Genomic DNA, 21,005 nt, shown 5'->3' on the forward strand with positions numbered 1-21,005 from the left:
GACGCGGCCGTGGTGGTGGCCGCGCGGGGCCGGTTGATGCAGGCGCTCCCGGCGGGTGGTGCGATGGTCGCGGTGCAGGCCGCCGAGGCCGAGGTTCGTACCGCCCTGGAAGGCTCCGACACGGTCGGTGTGGCCGCGATCAACGGACCGACGTCCGTGGTGATTTCGGGCGACGAGGACGCCGTCCTGGCGGTCGCCGCGCAGTTCGCCGCGCAGAACTGCAAAACCCGGCGGCTGCGGGTCGGCCACGCCTTCCATTCGGCGCTTATGGAGCCAATGTTCGCCGAGTTCCGTACCGTCCTGGAGACGGTGTCCTTCGGCGAGCCCACGATCGCCATCGTTTCCAACCTGACCGGCCGAATCGCCGAGGCCGAGGAACTGACCGACCCGGACTACTGGGTGCGTCACGTCCGCGAACCGGTCCGCTTCGCGGACGGAGTCGCCGCGCTTGCCGCCGCCCAGGTCACAGCGGTTCTGGAGGCGGGGCCCAACGGCGTCCTCACCGCGATGGCCCGCGAAAGCCTTCCCGTGAAGCCCGGCATCGCCGTGGTGCCCGTGTTGCGTTCCGAACGGACGGAGCCGGCCGCGCTCATCGGCGCGCTCGGCGCCGCGCACCTCGCCGGAATCGCGGTGAACTGGTCGGCCTTTTTCGCCGGCACCGGAGCGCGGACCACCGAACTCCCCGGCTACGCCTTCCAGCGCCGCCGCTTCTGGCTCGAACCGGTCACCCCCGGGCCGGCCGCCTCCGGCGCACCGGCCGACGCTGACCCGGCGTTCTGGGCCGCCGTCGAGCGCGGCGACGGCGATCAGGTGGCCGACGCACTCGACCTGAGCGACGAGGCGCGGCGCGGATCACTCACCGCACTGCTGCCCGCCTTTGCCTCCTGGCGGCGAAGCCGGCGCGAACGCACCCTGCAGGACACCTGGAGCTACGAAACGACGTGGCGGCCGTGGACGCCGGAGGGCGGACGACGCCTCAGCGGAACCTGGTTGTTGATCAGTCGAGCCGAAGCCGAGCCGGTCACCGCGGACGGCCGGGACGACGCGAACGACCCGGGTGACCCGGACGGCCCGAACGCGGTGGCGGCTCAGCGGTGTGCCCGTGCGCTCACCGAGGCCGGCGCACAGGTCGAGACGCTGATACCGACCCACGCCGAACGGGAGCGCGAGGCACTGGCCGAGCGGATCCGTACGGCGGGTCCGCTCGCCGGGGTCGTGACGCTGCTTACCGGCGATCCCGGGACGCACCCCGAACACCCCTCCCTCACTACCTGGTTCACCGACACCGTGACGCTGGTCCAAGCCCTCTCCGACGCGGGGCGCACCGCTCCGCTGTGGTGCGTGACCGAAGGAGCTGTAGCCGTCGGCGGCGACCCCGCATCCGGGGCCGCGCCCGCGCAGGTCTGGGGCTTCGGCCGGGCTGCGGCATTGGAATTACCCACCGCCTGGGGTGGGTTGGTGGACGTGCCCACCGGCGCCGACGACCGGGTGTGGTCCCGGTTGGCCCAAGCCGTCGCCGCGGGCGGCGCGGAGGACCAGATCGCGCTGCGCGCCACCGGCGCCTGGGTCCCCCGGCTGCGTCGCACCACCACGGACGGCCAGGGCCCGGGCCCCGGCTGGGTGCCCGCCGGCACCATCCTGATCACCGGTGGTACCGGCGGCCTCGGTGCCCAGGTGGCCCGCTGGGCCGCCGCAGGAGGCGCGGAACACCTGGTGTTGACCGGCCGGCGCGGTCTGCTGGCCCCGGGGGCCGACGAACTCGTCGACGAACTCACCGCCCACGGCGTCCGGGTCACCGTGGCGGCCTGCGATGTCGCCGACCGTGGCGCGCTCGCCCGGCTGGTGGCGGAGGCCGAGGCGGACGGACCGCCGATCCGGGCCGTGGTGCACACCGCCGGGATCGGCCAGGCCGCCACCGTGACCGAGACCGACCTCACCGCCTGTGCCCGGATCACCGAGGGCAAGGTGCTCGGCGCCGCGCACCTGGACGCGCTGTTCGGGGACCGGCGGCTCGACGCCTTCGTGCTGTTCTCCTCGATCGCGGGCGTGTGGGGCAGCGGAGCCCAGGGTGCCTACGCGGCGGGCAACGCGTACCTCGACGCCCTGGCTCGGCACCGCCGCTCGCGAGGACTTGCCGCGACGGCCGTCGCCTGGGGCCCGTGGGCGGGCGCCGGCATGGCGGCGGGCGAGAGCGGCGAGCAACTGGCCCGCCGCGGCCTGCGCGCGATGGACCCGCGGACGGCGGTGGCCTTGATGGCCCGAGCCGTTGCCCGCCCCGAGGCCGTCGGCGTCCTCGCGGACGTGGATTGGCCGCAGTTCCTGCGCCGCTTCACCGCGCTGCGGCCCAGCGCCCTCCTCGGCGACCTGCCGGAGACCCGCGCGTATCTGGCCGACCAAGCCCAGTACCGAGCCCAACTCGGCTCCGAGGCCGCGATTTCGGGCGACCCGGTGCTTTCCCGGCAGCTGGCCGAGGCCGGCGCCGGCGAGGGCGAACAGCTCCTGCTCGACCTGGTCCGCCGGGAGGCCGCCGCCGTACTCGCCCTGTCGGCCGGTGAACTGCCTTCGGCCGACCGCGCTTTCCGCGATCTGGGCTTCGACTCGCTCACCGCGGTCGAGTTGCGCGACCGACTGGCGCACAGCAGCGGACTGGAGTTGCCGACCACCCTGGTCTTCGACTACCCCACGCCGACCGCGCTGGCCGGCTTCCTGCTCGATGAACTGGCGGGCGCACAGCCCACGGGCACCGACCCGATACCGGGCACGGCCGTCGACGGCGAGCCGATCGCCGTCATCGCGATGGCCTGCCGCTACCCCGGCGGGGTCGGCGGCGCCGAGGACCTGTGGCGGCTGGTCGCCGAAGGCGGTGACGCCGTCACGGACTTCCCGGCCGATCGGGGCTGGGACCTCGACGCCCTGTACGACCCCGATCCCGAACACCCCGGCACCAGTTATGTGCGCGAGGGCGGATTCCTGGACACCGCCGCCGAGTTCGACGCGGGGCTGTTCGGGATCTCGCCGCGCGAGGCGCTGGCGATGGACCCGCAGCAGCGGCTGCTCCTGGAGACCTCCTGGGAGGCGTTCGAGAACGCCGGCATCGACCCGACCTCGGTCAAGGGCCATCCGGTCGGTGTCTTCGTCGGCGGCGCGGCCTGCGGGTACGGCGCCGGCGCCGGCGACCTTCCGGACGGCGTTGAGGGGTACGCGCTCACCGGCAGCATCAGCAGCGTGATCTCGGGGCGAGTCGCCTACGCCTTCGGCCTGGAAGGCCCCGCACTCACCGTCGACACGGCGTGCTCCTCGTCACTGGTCGCCCTGCACCTGGCCGGCCGCGCCCTCCAGCGCGGCGAATGCACGATGGCGCTGGCCGGCGGCGTGACCGTGATGGCCACCCCGACCGGATTCGTGGAGTTCAGCCGCCAGCGCGGGCTTTCCCCGGACGGCCGCTGCAAGGCGTTCGCCGCCGCCGCGGACGGCACCGGCTGGTCCGAGGGTGTCGGCCTGCTGCTGGTGGAGCGCCTCTCGGACGCGGTACGCAACGGCCATCGCGTCCTGGCCGTGGTCCGGGGCAGCGCGGTCAACCAGGACGGCGCCAGCAACGGCCTGACCGCGCCCAACGGTCCCTCCCAACAGCGCGTCATCCGGCAGGCGTTGGCGGACGCCCGGCTCACCGCCCGCGACGTGGACGCGGTCGAGGCGCACGGTACCGGTACCGCGCTGGGCGACCCCATCGAGGCCCAGGCGCTGCTCGCCACCTACGGCCGCGACCGGCCGGACGCCACCCCCCTGTACCTGGGCTCGGTCAAGTCCAACATCGGCCACACCACGGCCGCGGCGGGCGTCGCGGGCGTGATCAAGATGGTGCTGGCGATGCGCGAGGGCGTATTGCCCGCGACCCTGCACGTGGACGAGCCGACCCCGCACGTGGACTGGTCGGCCGGCACCGTGGAGTTGCTCACCGCGCCCCGCGCCTGGCCCGACCACGACCGGCCGCGTCGCGCGGCCGTGTCGGCCTTCGGCATCAGCGGTACGAACGCGCACGTGGTGCTCGAACAGCCGCCCGCCGCGCCGGTGCGGGCGGGCGAACCCCGCCCCACCGGTGACCCCGGCACCCCCCTGCCCGTCCTGCCGTTCCTGCTCTCCGCGCACTCCGCCAAGGCGCTGCGCGCGCAGGCCCGCAGGCTCGCCGAGCACGTCGAGGCGCTGCCCGGACCGGTCCCGACCGAATCGGACCCGACCGAATCGGACCCGACCGAATCGGACCCGACCGAAACGGACCCGACCGAAACGGTGTCGACCGAAACGGTGTCGGCCGAAACGGTGTCGGCCGAGCCGGTGTTGGCCGACCTCGCGTACTCGTTGGTCGTCTCCCGGGCCCGGCTCGAACACCGCGCCGTCGTCACGGCGGCCGACCGGGAGGGGTTGCTCGCCGCCCTTGCGGGGTTGGCGGCCGGGGGCTCTGGGGTCGACGCGGTCGTGGGGGTGGCACAGGCTGGCACCCGTCCGGTGTTCGTCTTCCCCGGTCAGGGTTCCCAGTGGGTCGCGATGGCCGGCGGGCTGCTCTCGGCGTCACCCGCATTCGCCGCGCAGATCGGGGCGTGCGAGGAGGCGCTCGCGCCGTTCGCCGACTGGTCGTTGACCTCGGTGCTGAGCTCTGAATCGGACGCGTGGCTGGAGCGGGTGGATGTGGTGCAACCGGTGTTGTGGGCGGTGATGGTCTCGTTGGCCCAATTGTGGCGGTCGTACGGTGTGCGGCCCGCTGCCGTGGTGGGCCATTCCCAGGGCGAGATCGCGGCCGCGTGCGTCGCCGGCGCGCTCTCGTTGGACGACGGCGCGAAGATCGTCGCGCTGCGCAGCAAGGCGATCCTGGACCTGGCCGGGAAGGGCGCGATGGCCTCGGTGGGCTTGTCCGCCGAGGAAGTCACCGAGCTGACCGCGCCGTTCGGCGACCGGATCTCGCTCGCGGCCGTCAACGGCCCGCACTCGGTGACCCTCTCCGGTGACCCGGACGCGCTGTCCGAGCTGCTGACGCGCTGTCAGGCCCAGGGCACCTGGGCGCGGAGCGTCCCGGTCGACTACGCCTCGCACTCCCCGCAGGTCGAGTCGATCCGGGACGCGTTGCTCGTGGCCCTCGCGGGCGTCGAACCACGCGCCGCGAGCATCCCCTTCTACTCCGCCGTCACCGGTGGCCTGTTGGCCACCACCGCCCTGGACGCCGAGTATTGGTACACCAACCTGCGGCAGACCGTCCGCTTCGACGAGGCGGTCGGGGCCCTGCTCGACCAGGGCCACGACGCGTTCATCGAGACCAGCGCCCACCCGGTGTTGACCACCGCCGTCCTGGAAACCGTCGAGGCGGCCGGGTCGCGGGCCCCGGTCCTGGGCACCCTGCGGCGCGGCGAGGGCGGCCCCGACCGCTTCACCGCCGCCCTCGCCCAGGCGTACGCCCAAGGCGTCGACGTCGACTGGCGGGTCGCCTTCGCCGACATCGAGCCGCAGTCGACCGGCCTGCCCACCTACGCCTTCCAGCGGGAGAGGTACTGGCTCCGGGGCGCGTCCGCCGGCGCGGCCGCCACGCAGGGGCTGGGGCTGATCGCCACCGGGCACCCGGTTCTGGGCGTGGCGGTCGACCTGGCCGACGCGGAAGGAGTGGTGCTCACCGGGCGGGTCAGCCGACGCACCCACCCCTGGCTGGCCGAATACATCTCCGCGCGCACGGCGCTCCTGCCCGGCGCCGTCTTCGTCGAACTCGCCCTGCACGCAGCCCGGTTGACCGGACTCGGCACGGTCGAGGAACTGACCCTCCAGGCGCCGCTGCCGCTGCCCGAGCGCGGCGGCGCGCAGATCCAGGTGTCGGTGGGCGCCGCGCGGCCCGACGGGCGTCACCCCGTGTCCGTGCACTCCTGCCCGGACGACGCCGAGGCGGCCGGGACGTGGACCCGCCACGCCGACGGCCTGCTCGCCCCCGTCGCGGACGGGGCGCAGGACGCACCCGACCCCGAGGACGACCTGGCCGTCTGGCCGCCGACCGGAGCCGTACCCGTACCCGTGCCGCACACCGACGACGCCGAGCCGCGCGCCGATCAAGTGCTGCGCGGCATCTGGAAGTCCGGCGAGACCCTGTACGCGGAAGTCGCCCTCTCCGCCGACCAGCGCCAGGGCGCCGCCGGCTACGGACTGCACCCGCTGCTCCTGACGGCCGCCCTCCGGGCGGTCGGCGTGGCGGCCGGGGAGACCGGGGCGGCCGAAGGAACCGCGGAACCCGAGGCCGGCGCCGAGATCCGGATGCCGTTCGCGTGGTCCGGGGTCACCCTGCCCGCCCCCGGCGCGACCTCACTGCGCGTACGGCTGGAGGCGGGCGGCGACTCGCCCGACACGCTCTCGCTGGTCGCCGCGACCGGGACCGGCGCGACCGCCTTCACGGTGCGCTCGCTCGCGCTGCGCGCCGTCTCGCCGGACCGGCTCCGAGCCGCGCTCACCGAGTCCGAGTCGGCGACCCCGCGCGCCGGTTCGGTCCCGCTGCTGCGGCCCGGCTCGGCCCGCCCGGCCCAGGACACCGCGTCGGAAGCCGAACCCGAAGCCACCGCCGCCGCACTGCTGCGCCGGCTGGCCGCCCTGAGCGAGGAGGACCGGCAGCGCGCACTGGGCGATCTGGTGGTCGATCAGGTCGCGGCCGTCCTGGGCCACGCCGCGGCCGACGTGGCCGCGGACAAGCCGCTGCGCGACCTGGGCCTGGACTCGATGGCCGCAGTCGAACTGCGCGGCCGACTCGGCGCCGCGCTCGGCCTGCGGCTGCCGGTGACCCTGGTGTTCAGCCACCCCACCCCCGCGGCCCTGGCCGCCCATCTGGGCACCGAGCTCGGGCTGGAGACGGCGGCCGCGGCCGGTCCCGCGCCGGTCGCGTTCGGCCGGTTGGAGCACGCCCTGTCCCGACTCCCGGCCGACCGGGAGACCAGGGCGGCGGTCACCCGGCGCCTGGAGAGCCTGCTCTGGAAGTGGCGTGCCCCGTCGGACGCCGGCGCGGACCCGGCCCTGGGCGAGGACGCCCTCGCCGCCTCCTCCGCCGAAGAGATCTTCGACTTGCTGGACCGGGAGCTGGGCACCGCCTGACCCCGACGTGTACATACCGCCTCCGGCTTCCCTTCGGCCACCCGGTGAAAGTGGGCTCGCGTGTCGACCAACGAAGAAAAGCTCCTCGACTACCTCAAGAGGGCCACGGCGGACCTCGGCCAGACCCGGCAACGGCTGCGCGAGATCGAGGCGGCCGCGTACGAGCCGATCGCCGTGGTCGCGATGGCCTGTCGCTACCCCGGCGGGGTGCGCACGCCGGAGGAGCTCTGGCGGCTGGTCGTCGACGGCGTCGACGCGCTCGTCGACTTTCCGCACGACCGCGGCTGGGACGTGGACGGCATCTACGACCCGGACCCCGAGCGGTCCGGGAAGACGTACGCCCGGCGCGGCGGTTTCCTGGACGGCGCGGCCGACTTCGACGCCGAACTGTTCGGCGTCAACCCGCGCGAGGCGCTGGCCATGGACCCCCAACAACGGCTGCTCCTGGAGACCGCCTGGGAGGCGTTCGAGCGTGCCGGCGTCGACCCGACCTCGCTCAAGGGCAGCCGGATCGGCGTGTTCGCGGGGGCGATCTCCTCGGGCTACGCCGAGCGGCTCACCAGCGTCCCCGAAGAGGTCGAGGGCTACCTCGGCACGGGCAGCATGACCAGCGTCGCCTCCGGGCGGATCGCCTACACGCTCGGTCTGGAAGGTCCGGCCGTCACGATCGACACCGCCTGCTCGTCCTCGCTGGTCGCGATCCACCTCGCCGCCCAGGCACTGCGCCAAGGCGAGTGCACGATGGCGCTGGCCGGCGGCGTGACCGTGATGTCGACGCCGGGCATCTTCATCGAATTCAGCCGTCAGCGCGGCCTCGCCCCCGACGGGCGCTGCAAGGCGTTCGCGGCGGCGGCCGACGGCACCGGCTGGGCCGAGGGCGCGGGCGTACTGCTGCTGGAGCGGCTGAGCGACGCGCGGCAGGCCGGTCACCCGGTGCTGGCCGTGGTGCGCGGCAGCGCGGTCAACCAGGACGGCGCCAGCAACGGCCTGACCGCCCCCAACGACCTTGCCCAGCAACGGGTCATCCGCCAGGCCCTGGACTCCGCGCGGCTGGCCGCCCGAGACGTCGACGCGGTCGAGGCGCACGGCACCGGCACCACGCTCGGCGACCCGATCGAGGCGCAGGCCCTCATGGCCACCTACGGCCGCGACCGACCCGCCGGGCAGCCGCTGCGGCTGGGCGCGGTCAAGTCGAACATCGGCCACACCGGTGCGGCGGCCGGCGTCGCCGGCATGATCAAGATGATCGAGGCGATGCGGCACGAACTGCTGCCGCAGACCCTGCACGTGGACGCGCCGACGCCGCATGTCGACTGGTCGGGCGGCGGGGTGGAACTGCTCACCCACCCCAGTCCGTGGCCGCGCAACGGGCGCCCGCGCCGGGCCGGGATCTCCTCCTTCGGGGTGAGCGGCACCAACGCGCACGTGATCGTGGAGGAGGCGCCGGAACCGGCGGCGGAGCACATCGCGGGGGAGCCGGCCGGCGCCGACGGTGCGGCCACGGCACCCGGCACGGACGCCCCCGCCGCCCACCGCGCCCTGCCCTGGGTCCTCGGCGCCCGTACCGACGAGGCGCTTCGCGACCAGGCCGCCCGGCTCGCCGCGCACGTGCGGGCCCGGCCCGGCCTGCGGCCCGTCGACGTCGGCTACTCGCTGGCCACCTCGCGCGCCGCCCTGGACTCCCGCGCGGTCGTCGTGGGCACCGGCCCCGACGACCTGCTCGCCGGGCTCGACGCGTTGGCCCTCGGCGAGGACGCGGCGAACGCCGTCCGCGGCCGGGCCGGTCAAGGCGGTCGCCTGGCCTACCTGTTCACCGGACAGGGCAGCCAACGCCCGGGCATGGGCCGGGAACTGTACGCGGCCTGGCCGGCCTTCGCCGACGCCTTCGACGCCGCGGCCGCCGAACTCGACGCCCGGCTGGCCGGGCAGGTCAGCCGGCCGGTGGCCGAGGTGGTGTTGACCCCCGACGACCCGAGCACCGCGAAACTGCTCGGGCAGACCGTCTACGCGCAGACCGGCCTGTTCGCGCTCCAGGTCGCCCTGTTCCGCCTGTACGAATCCTGGGGGGTGCGCCCGGACCTGCTCCTGGGCCACTCGATCGGCGAGCTGAGCGCCGCGCACCTCGCCGGAGTGTGGTCGCTGCCCGACGCGACGGCGCTGGTCGCGGCCCGGGCCGCCCTGATGCAGGAACTGCCGTCCGCGGGCACGATGATCGCGGTCGCCGCGAGCGAGGAAGAGGTCGGCGCCGCGATCGCCGAACACGCCGGCGCCGTCGCCGTCGCGGCGGTCAACGGCCCGTCCGCGGTGGTGCTTTCCGGCGCCGCCGAGCAGGTGCTCGCGGTAGCCCGGCAGTTCGAGGCGCAGGGCCGCAAGACCCGGCGGTTGCGCACCAGTCACGCCTTTCACAGCGCGGACATGGACGGCATGCTCGACCGGTTCCGCGCCGTGGCGCGGAACATCACGGCCGTGCCCGCCCGGATCCCGGTGATCTCCAACCTGACCGGCCGCCCCGCCGGCGTCGAGGAACTGGGCAGCGCGGACTACTGGGCCCGGCACGTCCGCGAGACGGTCCGATTCGCCGACGGCGTCGCCGCGCTCGCCGACGCGGGCGCCACCGCCCTGATCGAACTGGGCCCCGACGGGGTGCTGAGCGCACTCGCCCGGGACTGCCTGGCCGCCCGCCGGACCTCGGCCGGCCCGACCCCGGTGTGCGTCCCGGCCCTGCGCCGCGACCGGCCGGAACCGATCACCGCGGTACATGCCCTCGGCGCGCTCCACCTGTCCGGTGGCCGGATCGACGGCGAGCGGTTCTTCGCCGGCACCGACGCCCGCCGCGTCGAACTGCCCACCTACGCCTTCCAACGCAAGCGCTACTGGCTCGACGGCGGCGCGGCGGCGCCCGACGCCGCCGGTCTGGGTTTGGCCGCCACCGGCCACCCGCTGCTGGGCGCCGAGTTGCGCCTTGCGGGCAGCGGCGGACTGGTCCTCACCGGACGACTGTCCCTGCACACCCACCCGTGGCTGGCCGACCACGCGGTGGGCGACAGTGTCCTCTTCCCCGGTACCGCGTTCGTGGAGGTCGCCGTCCAGGCCGGCGACCGTGCGGGCTGCCCGCACCTGGCCGAACTCATGCTGGAAACACCCCTCGCCATTCCCCCGGACACCGCCGTGCGCCTGCAGGTCGTGGTGGGACCGGTCGAGGAGGACGGCCGCCGCCGGGTGGAGGTGCACTCCCGGCGCGAGGACGCGGCGGACGACACCGGGTGGACTCGGCACGCGGCCGGCGTGCTCACGCCCGAGGCCGACGCCGACACGGCTCCCGACGCTTCGCCGGCCTGGCCGCCGCCCGGAGCCGAGCCGGTCGACGTCGCCGACTTCTACGCCGACCTCGCGGCCGGCGGATTCGGGTACGGCCCGTCGTTCCGGGGCCTGCGCGCCGCCTGGCGACTCGACGGGTCGGTCTACGCGGAGGTGACCCTGCCCGACGAACACACCTCCGCCGCCGCGGACTTCCTCCTGCACCCCGCGCTCTTCGACGCCGCCCTGCACGCCAGTGGCCTGACCGGGCTCGGCCAGGACACCGGGCAGGCGCGGCTGGTGTTCTCCTGGGGCGGGGTGAGCGTGCACGCCGTCGGAGCGGCCGCGCTGCGCGTGCGGATGTCGATCACCGGCCCCGACACGGTCGAACTGGCCGCCACCGACGGCTCGGGGAACCCCGTGGTCTCGGTACGCGAACTGGTGATGCGTCCCGCCGCCCCCGCCCCCGCGGCCGTCGGCGGCTCGCTGTTCCGGCTCGACTGGGTTCCGGTCCCGCCGGCGCCGGCCGAACAGCCGCAACCGGCCACGGGGCCCTGGGCCGTACTCGGCCCTGACCCCTTCGGCCTGTCCGACGCGCTGGAGCAGGCAGGCATTACGGCGCGCGCATACCCCGATGTCGCCGCCCTCGCCGACGAGTCCACGGCCCCCGACATCGTCCTGCTCCCGCTCGCACCGATACCGCCGGCGGGGCTGCCGACCGCTGCCGACCGGGCCGTCGACCGGATGCTGCACACCGTCCAGGGCTGGTTGGCGCACTCCGCCTGGGAGACGACCCGCTTGGTCGTGCTCACCCGCGGCGCGGTCGCGGTCCGCGCCGGCGAGAGCGTCACCGACCTGGCCCATGCGCCGGTCTGGGGCCTGCTGCGCTCCGTACAGGCCGAGCACCCGGAACGGTTCCTCCTCGTCGACCTCGACGCGGACGCGGACGCCGGCTCGCCGACCGCGCCGCCCGACGCCATCCGCGCCGCGCTCACCGCCGGCGAACCGCAGACGGCCGTCCGCGCGGGTGCGGCGCTGGTCCCACGGATCGTCCGGGCCGACACCGACCGGCTGCTGCCCGCCGCCCCGGAAGGACCCTGGCTGCTCGACACCACCTCCGCGGGTGACCTGGACCGGCTCGCGCCGATGCCCTATCCGCCCGCCGCCCGACCGCTCGCCCCGCACGAGATCCGGATCGCCGTGCGCGCCTCCGGCCTCAACTTCCGCGACGTGCTGGTCGGTCTGGGCATGGTGCCCGGCCAGGTCGGCATGGGCACCGAGGGCTCCGGGGTGGTCACCGAGGTCGGTTCGGCGGCCGGTGCCTGGCGGTCCGGCGACCGGGTGATGGGCGTGCTGCCCGCCTCGCTCGGCCCGGTCGCGGTCGCCGACCACCGGGCCGTCGTCCGCATCCCCGCGCACTGGACCTTCGCCGAGGCCGCCGGGATGCCGATCGCCTTCCTGACCGCCTACCGCGCCCTGTTCGACCTGGCCGGCCTCAAGCCCGGCGAGTCCGTGCTGATCCACGCGGCGGCCGGCGGCGTGGGCATGGCCGCCGTACAACTGGCCCGGCACTTCGGCGCAGAGGTGTACGGCACCGCCGGCCCCGGCAAGTGGGACACCCTGCGCGAACTGGGCCTGGACGACGCGCACATCGCCTCCTCCCGGTCGCTCGACTTCGAGCACGACTTCGCCTCGGCGGGCGGCGGGCGAGGCGTCGACGTGGTGCTCAACTCGCTGGCGCGCGACTACGTGGACGCCTCGCTGCGGCTGCTGGCACCCGGCGGCCGGCTGATCGAGATCGGCAAGACGGACCTGCGCGACCCAGGTCACACGGCCGTGCTGTACCCGGGGGTGAGCTACCAACCGTTCGCCGACGCCGACCCCGAGCGGATCGGCCGGATCCTCACCGAAATCGTCGAACTCGTCGAGAGCGGCGCCCTGCGCTTGCTCCCGGTGCGCAGTTGGGACATCCGCGAGGCCGCACACGCGTACCGATACATGAGCCAGGCCAAGCACATCGGCAAGATCGTGCTCACCGTCCCCGCCGCACCCGACCCCGACGGTACGGTGCTGATCACCGGCGGCACCGGCGCGCTCGGCGCCCTGCTGGCCCGGCACCTGGTGACCGAGCACGGCGCCCGGCATCTGGTGCTCACCAGTCGAGCCGGCGAACAGGCCCCCGGCGCCGCGCGACTGCGCGAGGAACTGACCGGGCTCGGCGCCGTCCACGTGGAGATCGCCGGTTGCGACGTCGCCGACCGGGCGCAGCTCGCCGAGGTGCTGGCCCGGGTCCCCGCCGAACACCCGCTGACCGCCGTCGTGCACGCCGCGGGCGTGGTCGAGGACGGCGTCATCACCTCCCTGACGGCCGATCAGCTCCGCCGTGTACTGCGCCCGAAGATCGACGGCGCGGTGAACCTGCACCGGCTGACCGCCGACGCCGACCTTGCCGTGTTCGTCCTGTACTCCTCGGCGGCCGGCGTCCTGGGCGGCGCGGGCCAGAGCGCCTACGCGGCGGCCAACACCTTCCTCGACGCCCTCGCCCACCACCGCCGGGCGGCGGGCCGACCCGCCGCCTCGCTCGCCTGGGGGCTGTGGGACCAGGCCGGCGCGATCACCGCCGGGCTGGACCAGGTCGACCGGGCGCGGGTGGCGCGCTCCGGGATGCTGCCGCTGTCCGCGGCGCAGGGCCTGGCCCTCTTCGACGCCGCCGCCGACCTCCCCGACCCCCTGGTCCTGCCGGTCCGCGTCGACGGTGCGGCCCTGCGACGGGACGCCGGCGGCGCCGCCGTACCCGCCGCGCTGCGCGGCCTGGTCCGCGCCCCGGGGCGACCCAGCGCGCAGGCCGCCGGCCGGCCGGAGCCCGCCGTCGACCTGGTTCGGCGGCTGGCCGCGCTGACCGAGGACGACCAGCGCAGGCTGCTCACCGACCTGGTCTGCCGGCACGCCGGCACCGTGCTCGCCCTGGGCGGCGCGGACGCGGTGGACCCGCGACGCGGCTTCACCGAGATCGGCTTCGACTCGCTGACCGCCGTCGAACTGCGCAACCGGCTCGACGCCGCCACCGACCTGCGACTGCCCGCCACCCTCGTCTTCGACTACCCGACTCCGGCCGACCTCGCCGACCACCTGTTCGAGGAGCTCGTTCCCGACACCTCCGCCGCAGCGGTGCCTGCGGTGCTCGACGAACTCGACCGCCTGGCGGCCCGGCTCGCCGGGGTGCGCGCGGACGAATACGACCGGGCCGCGATCTCGACCCGGCTCGACCGGCTCCTGACCGCCTGGCGCAACCAGGAGGAGACCCAGGCCGGCGGCGCACCGCAAACCGCCGCGGAGCAGCTCAAGGAGGCGAGCGCCGACGAGGTGCTCGACTTCATCGACCGCGAACTCGGCTTGGCATGACCTGCGTTCGATCCCTCTTCGCCGAGTTCAGGAAGGACCGACACCACGATGCCGGACCGCGACACGCCGCAGAGTGACAAGCTGGTCGGCTACCTCAAGCGGGTGGCCGCGGAACTGCACGACACCCAGGCGGAACTGCGCCGCGCCGAGCAGCGGGAGACGGAGCCGATCGCGATCGTCGCGATGGCCTGCCGCTACCCGGCCGGGGTGTCCTCGCCGGAGGACCTGTGGCGCCTGGTGGCCGACGGCGGCGACGCGATCGGGCCGCTCCCGGACGACCGCGGCTGGGACCTGGAAGGGCTCTACGACCCCGACCCGGACGCGCCCGGCAAGAGCTACGCCCGCGACGGCGGCTTCCTGGACCACGCGGCCGACTTCGACCCGGAGTTCTTCGGCATCAGTCCGCGTGAGGCGTTGGCGATGGACCCGCAGCAACGCGTCCTGCTCGAAGTGGGCTGGGAGCTGTTCGAACGCGCGGGCCTGGATCGCGCCGCGCTGCGCGGCAGCCGTACCGGTGTGTTCGTCGGCGCCGGCTCGTCGGGATACGGCACCGGCTTTCGGCAGGTGCCCGAGAGCGTCGGCGGCTACCTGGGCACCGGGACGATCATCAGCGTCCTGTCCGGTCGGCTCTCCTTCGTGTTCGGGCTCGAAGGCCCCGCCGTCACGGTCGACACGGCGTGCTCGTCCTCCCTGGTCGCCCTGCACCTCGCCGTCCAGGCGCTGCGCGGCGGCGAGTGCACGATGGCGCTGGCCGGTGGCGTCACGGTGATGTCCAACACCGGCATGTTCAGCGAGTTCAGCCGGCAGCGCGGGATGGCACCCGACGGCAGGTGCAAGGCGTTCGCCGCCGCCGCGGACGGCACCGGCTGGTCCGAGGGTGCCGGGCTGCTCCTGCTGCAAAAGCTCTCCGACGCGCGGCGCGACGGTCACCCGGTGCTCGCGGTGGTGCGCGGCAGCGCGGTCAACCAGGACGGCGCCAGCAGCGGCCTGACCACGCCCAACGGCCCCTCGCAGCGCCGGGTGATCCGGCGGGCCCTGGCCAACGCCCGGCTGACGGCGGACGACATCGACGCGGTCGAGGCGCACGGCACCGGCACCACGCTCGGCGACCCGATCGAGGCGCAGGCCTTGCTCGCCACCTACGGGCAGGGCCGCGACCCGCGGCGGCCGCTGTGGCTCGGCGCGGTCAAGTCCAACCTGGGCCACACCCAGGCGGCCGCGGGGGTGGCCGGGGTGATCAAGACGGTGATGGCCCTGCGGCACGGCCTGCTGCCGAGCACGCTGCACGTGGACGAGCCGTCGCCGCACGTGGATTGGTCGGCGGGCACCGTACGGTTGTTGACCGAACCGCAGCCCTGGCCCGATGCCGAGGACCGGCCGCGGCGGGCCGGGGTCTCCTCCTTCGGGATCAGCGGGACCAACGCGCATGTCGTGCTCGAACAGGCGCCGGACGAGCGCGATTTCACGCCCGCGCCGGGGTCGGTGTCCGCGCCCGGGCCGGGCGCGGCGCCCGCCCCCTGGGTGCTGTCGGCGCGCGACGACGAAGGACTGCGCGCCCAGGCGGATCTGCTGGCGTCCTTCGTCGCCGCCGCACCCGACCTCGCTCCCGACGACGTCGCCTACGCACTGGCCACCACCCGGTCGGCGCTGGAGTGCCGCGCCGCCGTGACCGCCGCGGACCTCGACGGCTTCGCCGAACGGCTGCGCGCCCTGGCCGGCGGCGAGGGCGCCGGCGCCGTGGCGGGACCGGACCGGCGCCCGGTCTTCGTGTTCCCGGGCCAGGGCTCGCAATGGGCCGGCATGGCTCGGGAACTGCTGGACGCCTCACCAGAGTTCGCCGCAACGATCGCGGACTGCCAGGCCGCGCTCGCGCCGCACGTCGACTGGTCGACCACCGACGTGCTGCGCTCGCCGGACGAGAACTGGCTGGAGCGGGTCGACGTCGTGCAGCCCGTGCTGTGGGCCGTGATGGTCGCCCTCGCCCGGCTCTGGCAGGCACACGGTGTGCAACCCGCCGCCGTGCTGGGCCACTCCCAGGGGGAAATCGCCGCGGCCTGCGTCGCGGGCGGCCTGAGCCTGGCGGACGGCGCCAAGGTGGTGGCCCTGCGAAGCCGGGCCATCCTGGACCTGGCGGGCACCGGCGGCATGGCCTCGGTCTCGCTGTCGGCCGCCCGCGCGCACGGGCTGATCGGACCGCTCGACGGAGAACTGACCGTCGCCGCGGTCAACGGCCCGCACTCGGTGACGGTCGCCGGCGACCAGCCCGCGATCGACGAACTCCTCGCCGTGTGCGAGGGCCAGGGCGTGTGGGCCCGCCGGATACCGGTGGACTACGCCTCGCACTCCGCGCAGGTCGAGACGATCCGCGACCGGCTGGCCAAGGAGCTCGCCGGCATCGCGCCGACCACCTCCACCGTGCCGTTCTACTCCTCCACGACCGGCGCACTGCTGGACGCCGCCGCCCTGGACGCCGGCTACTGGTACGACAACCTGCGCCGACAGGTGCGTTTCCACACCGCGGTCGACGCCCTGCTGACCGCAGGCCACACCGCGTTCGTCGAGGTCAGCGCACATCCGGTGCTCACCGTCGCGCTGGAGGACACCATCGGCGCCGCCGACGCGGTCGCGGTCGCGCTGGACACCCTCAGGCGCGGCGCCGGCGGCCCCGCCCGCTTCGCCGAGGCTTTGGCCGCCGCGCATGTGCACGGGCTCACCGTCGACTGGCGGCACCTGTTCGCCGGCCGCGCCGCCGCGCCGCGCCGCGTCGACCTGCCGACCTACCCCTTCCGGCGGCGCCGCTTCTGGCTCCAGGCCCCCAGCGACACCGCCCGCGACGCCGCCGGACTCGGCCTGCTGGCGGCCGGACATCCACTGCTCGGCGCCACCGCGGCCCTGGCCGACGGCGGCGGCCTGCTGCTGACCGGACGGCTGTCCGCCCGCGCCCTGGCCTGGCCCGCCGACCACACCGTGGACGGCGCCATACGGCTGCCCGCCGCGGCCATGGTCGAACTGGCGATCCGCGCGGGCGACGAGGCAGGCTGCGACCGGATCGACGAGCTGTCCCTGGAGGCGCCCCTGGAACCGGGCGCCGACGCGGTACGCCTACAGGTCGCGGTCGGCGCGCCCGAGCCGGACGGCCGCCGCTCGCTCGCGGTGTTCTCCCGCCCGTCCGAGGCAACTGCCCAGGAGCCCTGGACCCGGCACGCCACCGGCCTGTTGCGTCCGGGTCGGCCCACCCCGGACGCCGGCTTGCAGACCTGGCCCCCGCCCGGCGCCGAGCCCATCGAACTCAGCAGCCTCCACGACCGGTTGGCCTCCGCCGGGCATACTCTCGGCCCGGCCTTTCGCGGGCTGCGCGCGGTCTGGCGGCGGGACGGGGAACTCTTCGCCGACGTCGCCCTGCCCGACGAGCACGCGCAGGACGCGGGCGAGTACGGCCTGCACCCCGCCCTGCTCGACGCCGCGCTGCGACTGCGGCTGTTCGACGATGACTTGGCCGTACCCCCCGCGCCCGACACGCTCGGCGGCATCACGCTGTACGCGGCCGGGGCCGCTGCCCTGCGGGTACGGCTGCGCAGCACCCAGGGCCCAGCGGGGACCGCGCGCCACGCCCTCCTGCTGGCCGACCCCACGGGGCAGCCGGTGGCCCGCGTCGACACCGTGGCCACCCGTGGCGCCGCGTCGGCGCCGGACCCCGCCCACCGGAGCCGGCACGAAGCGCTGTACCGGGTCGAGTGGGTGTCCGTCGGCTCCGCCGCCGACGCCACTGCCTCCGACGAGGTCGGCTGGGCCGTGCTGGGCACCGACCCCCGCGGCCTGGCGGACGCACTGCGCGGCTCGGGCGCCGACGTGCGCGCGTTCGCCGACCTCGACGCGCTGGGCGCCGCCCTGGACTCCGGCGCCGCCGTGCCGGACGCGGTGGTGTACCCGGTACAACCGCCCGACGCGCCGCCGGCCGCGGCGGCGCACGCGGCCGCCGCCGACCTGCTGCCCGTACTGCGTACCTGGGCCACCGCCCCCCGCTTCGAGACGTCCCGGCTGGTCGTGGTGACCGGCGGCGCGGTGGCCGCCGCGCCCGGTGAGGGCGTGCCCGACCTGTCGTCGGCCGCCGCCTGGGGCCTGGTCCGCTCCGCGCAGACCGAGTACCCCGACCAGTTCGTCCTGGCCGACCTGGCCGACCCGGCCGACCCGGCCGCCTCGGCATCCGAGACTCGGGGGCGGGCGCTGGCCGCAGTCCCCGGCTGCGGCGAACCGGCCGTCGCCATACGCGGCGGCGACCTGCTCGCCGCCCGCCTCACCGGCTACCGAGGCGACCCGGACGCGGCGACCCGGCCGTTCCGCACCGACCGCACCGTCCTGATCACCGGCGGCACCGGCACCCTGGGCCGACTGATCGCCACCCACCTGGCCGCCGAACACGGCGTACGGCACCTGCTGCTCACCAGCCGCTCCGGCCCCGATGCCGAGGGCTGCGCCGAACTGCGGTCCGAATTGGCGGCGTTGGGCGCCACCGCGGACATCGCCGGCTGCGACGCCGCCGACCGGGACGCGCTGGAGCGGCTGCTCGCCGCGATCCCCGCAGCCCGACCGCTCGGCGCGGTCGTGCACGCCGCGGGCGTCCTGGACGACGGCGTGATCGAATCGCTGACCCCCGAGCGACTCGCCGCGGTGCTGCGGCCCAAGGTCGACGGCGCGGTCAATCTGCACGAACTGACCAGCGATCGCGACCTGTCCGCGTTCGTGCTGTTCTCCTCGGCCGCGAGTGTGCTCGGCAGCGCCGGCCAGGCCAACTACGTCGCCGCCAACGCGTTCCTCAACTCCCTGGCCCAGCACCGGCGTTCATTGGGGCTACCGGGACTTTCGCTGGCCTGGGGCTTCTGGGAGCGGGCCACCGGGATGACCGGCCGGCTCGCCGAGGCAGACCGGCGGCGGATGGCCCGCTCCGGCGTCGTCCCGCTGTCCTCCGCGACCGCCCTGGACCTGTTCGACCGCGCGACCGCCGCCGACGAGCCACTCGCGGTGCCGCTCCGGCTGGACCGTACCGCCCTGCGCGCCCAAGCCGACGCCGGCGTGCTGCCCGGACTGCTGCGCGGCCTGGTTCGCGGACCCGTGCGCCGGGCCGCCTCGGCCGCGAGCGGCGGCCGCGTCGCCGACCGCTTCGTCCGCGACCTGCTCGCCCTCGACGCGCCCGAGCAGGAACGGACGCTGACCACACTGGTCCGGGCCCAGGTCGCGGCGGTGCTCGGCCACGACAACGCCGAAGCCGTCGACGTCGACAGCGCCTTCAAGAGCCTCGGCTTCGACTCGCTGATCGCGGTCGACCTGCGCAACCGGCTGGCCGCGCTCACCGGGCGGCGGTTGCCGGCCACCCTGGTCTTCGACTACCCGACCGCCACCGCGCTCGCCGGATACCTGCGCACCGAACTCCTGGGCACCCGAGCCGAGACCGCAACGCCCACGGGCGCACCGCACGCCGGGACGACGGCCGGCACCGACCGGGAACCGATCGCCATCGTCGCGATGGCCTGCCGCTTCCCCGGCGGCGTGATGTCGCCCGAGGACCTGTGGCAGCTGCTGGCCGACGGGCGCGACGGACTGACCGACTTCCCCACCGACCGCGGCTGGCACGTGGACGGGCTCTACCACCCCGACCCCGACCACCCCGGTACCAGCTACGTACGCGAGGGCGGCTTCGTAGAGCACGCGGCCGACTTCGACGCGGGCTTCTTCGGCATCTCGCCGCGCGAGGCACTGGCGATGGACCCACAGCAGCGCCTGCTGCTGGAGGTCTCCTGGGAGGTGTTCGAGCGGGCCGGCATCGACCCGGCGCTCCTGCGCGGTTCCGCCACCGGCGTGTTCGTCGGCGCCGCCAACATCGGCTACCTGGCCGGGATGCGGGTGCCCGATGAACTGGGCGGCTACCTCGGCACCGGGAACGCCGCCAGTGTCGCGTCCGGCCGGCTCGCCTACACCTTCGGCCTGGAGGGCCCCGCCGTCACGGTCGACACGGCCTGCTCCTCATCCCTGGTCTCGCTGCACCTCGCGATCCAGGCGCTGCGGGCCGGCGAGTGCTCCATGGCGCTGGCCGGCGGCGTCACGGTGATGGCCAACCCCGGCCTTTTCGTGGACTTCAGCCGACAGCGGGTGCTCTCCGCCGACGGCCGCTGCAAGCCCTTCGCGGCCGCCGCCGACGGCACCGGCTGGTCGGAGGGGATCGGCATGCTGCTGCTCGAACGGCTCTCCGACGCGCGGCGCAACGGTCACCGCGTGCTGGCGACGGTGCTCGGCTCGGCCGTCAACCAGGACGGCGCCAGCAACGGACTGACCGCGCCCAACGGGCCCTCGCAGCAACGGGTGATCCGACAGGCGCTCGCGAACGCGCGGTTGAGCGGGCCGGACGTGGACGCCGTCGAGGCACACGGCACCGGCACCGCGCTCGGCGACCCGATCGAGGCGCAGGCGCTGCTGGCCACGTACGGCCGGGAACGACCCGCGGACCAGCCGCTGTGGTTGGGCGCGCTCAAGTCCAACATCGGGCACACCACCGCCGCCGCGGGTGTCGCGGGGGTGATCAAGATGGTGATGGCGATGCGGCACGGCACGCTGCCCAGGACGTTGCACGTGGACGCGCCGACGCCGCATGTGGACTGGACGGCGGGCGCGGTCGAGTTGCTGACCGAGGCGCGTCCCTGGCCGGAGACCGGCCGGCCGCGCCGCGCCGCGGTGTCGGCGTTCGGGATCAGCGGAACCAACGCGCACACCGTGCTCGAATACCGCGCACCCGAGCCGGCCGACGCCCCGCGCGCCCAGCCGCAGGCCGAGCCGGGCGTGCTGCCGTACCTGCTCTCCGCCAAGACCCCGCAGGCATTGGCGGCCCAGGCCGAGCGGCTGCGGGGGTACGTTGAGGCAACCGACGTCGCCCCCGCCGACCTCGCCGCCGCGCTCGCCGGCACCCGCACCGCACTGGACCACCGAGCCGTGGTCACCGCCGCGGACCGGGACGAACTGCTTGCCGGGCTCACCTCCCTCGCGGCGGACGGCCGGGGCGCCGGAGTGACCGCCGGCGTCGCGCGGGCGGACCGCCGATCGGTGTTCCTCTTCGGTGGGCAGGGGAGTCAGCGGGTCGGGATGGGGCGTGAGCTGCACGATCGCTTCCCGGTGTTCGCGGAGGCGTTCGATGCCGCTGTTGTCGAGTTGGA

At 75.1% G+C, this 21,005-nt stretch carries 2 protein-coding genes and 1 pseudogene; all 3 read left to right on the plus strand.

The window, feature by feature from the left end; genetic code table 11:
• A partial coding sequence (locus ACZ4FV_RS47870) for an SDR family NAD(P)-dependent oxidoreductase (RefSeq protein WP_465327443.1) occupies nt 1-7,107 on the plus strand: 7,107 nt, incomplete at its 5' end.
• Nucleotides 7,108-7,176: 69 nt separating this feature from the next.
• A pseudogene (locus tag ACZ4FV_RS47875) lies at nt 7,177-13,806 on the plus strand (SDR family NAD(P)-dependent oxidoreductase); the annotation flags it as partial.
• Between the two features lie 102 nt (nt 13,807-13,908).
• Nucleotides 13,909-21,005: type I polyketide synthase (locus tag ACZ4FV_RS47880; protein WP_465327445.1), on the plus strand; the 7,097-nt coding region annotated here is incomplete at its 3' end.

The organism is Embleya sp. NPDC025285, assembly GCF_055558835.1.